The following is a 1,302-nucleotide window of genomic DNA, read 5'->3' as shown; positions in this document are numbered from 1 at the left end:
AACCCTGCATGGTTTCTTCAGATTGATTGGTGAATTATGCGCATGGGGAAGAGACTGAAAGAAAGTGGAAACCGGACCATCCAAATATGGTTTGAATGCATGATGCCGACCATTGTCCATCAGCCATTAAACAGTCACTTATGTTGAAACGTCCTAATGGGCAAAGCCACGTTTTTAGTGAGGCAAAAAGAACTGAGATGATGCCTGAATCGAGCTGAGTAATGTTCGTATCGATCCTAGACTGATAAATACACGACCACTTTGAAACTGGTCGCAGCTCATGATAACAGAAATTATTGCTGGCAGAACTCATACCGCTAGTGGGTTTGATTCAAAAGTTCTTTGGCAGACCGGCCTGTTTCAGGATGCCGTTTGCTGTGTGTCTTGAAACGATGGTGTACGGTACGCTGAAGTTACGGTTGCTTATTGGGCTGAACCATATCTCATGGCTTCCTTTCCCCTGTCTCTCAAAGTAACAGCCAGCCGCTGACAACAATTCCGTGAGCTTAGGATATAGTCCGGTTCCCATCGTTCAGAGTGCAATCCTGTCAGAGTAAGATTGTTCCTGATTAAACGACAAACTGATACGCGCAGGGTTACTACCCAGGCCGTTCATTACATAAAGCTCTGGGGCTATTTCCCATACTCGCTCGGTCAGTTCTTCGTATGTCGCTGCTTCTGTAACAAGACCAAGAGCATCGCACTGAGCCACCCACACATTGTCTTCATGGTCATGGCAAACATTAACGTCGAAAGGCCGAGAAAACATAACGACAGCTGATTCTCTCATAAGAGCCTCCTCTTTACCTTTGGGGTAATCTTACGCCATTGAACATCTGCCTGCAAATTGTACAGAACTATTTTGCTATAGCCCTTTAAGACTCATACCTCCGGAGCTGCTATGTAGGCTTTATTAAAGGGGACTTCGTGTCTTCGCTGAACGTGATGCTTAGCGGTATAGTATTACTGTTCGATTTCGGAAGAAGGGATACGTTGATGGACGATTTTCTGAAAGATTTTGGCAAAGTGGTGGAGGGCAGTTCGGGGGCTTTATCGTTTGGACTGATACAGTGCCTGGTCATGGCGGGGGCCGTCACCAGTCTGTCACGACAGACCGGTGTACAGTACTGGTTTATGTTAGCGGCAGCTCTGGTTGCTACGGTGGGATTCTTCTTGTGCATTTTTAGCGTGGCCAGAGTCATTAAAGACGTCACATCAACCAACAAGGTGAGACGTTTGCAGCTTTACATTTTGTTGTATCCGGCCGCTATTGGTGCCTTGCTGTCAGCGAAGGTAAGCCTG

General features: G+C 46.6%; 3 protein-coding genes. 1 reads left to right on the top strand and 2 read right to left on the bottom strand.

All coding sequences use genetic code 11. The annotated features are described in order from the left end of the window. Positions 1-331 precede the first annotated feature (331 nt). Positions 332-529 (bottom strand): type II toxin-antitoxin system HicA family toxin, encoded by a 198-nt coding sequence (locus ACZ6JY_RS40830; protein ID WP_072057272.1) that lies wholly within the window; start codon positions 527-529, stop codon positions 332-334. Between the two features lie 3 nt (positions 530-532). After that, entirely contained in the window at positions 533-790 is a 258-nt protein-coding gene (locus ACZ6JY_RS40825) for a DUF1902 domain-containing protein (protein WP_046889207.1), read from the bottom strand. 137 nt (positions 791-927) lie between these two features. Between ACZ6JY_RS40825 and ACZ6JY_RS40820 the strand changes: the two genes are divergently transcribed. After that, positions 928-1,302: hypothetical protein (locus tag ACZ6JY_RS40820; RefSeq protein WP_469204665.1), on the top strand; the 375-nt coding region annotated here is incomplete at its 3' end.

This window comes from Streptomyces sp. NPDC046335, from assembly GCF_055587985.1.
The sequence above is the reverse complement of the archived record's forward strand: the minus strand, read 5'-3'. Positions and strand labels throughout refer to the sequence as shown.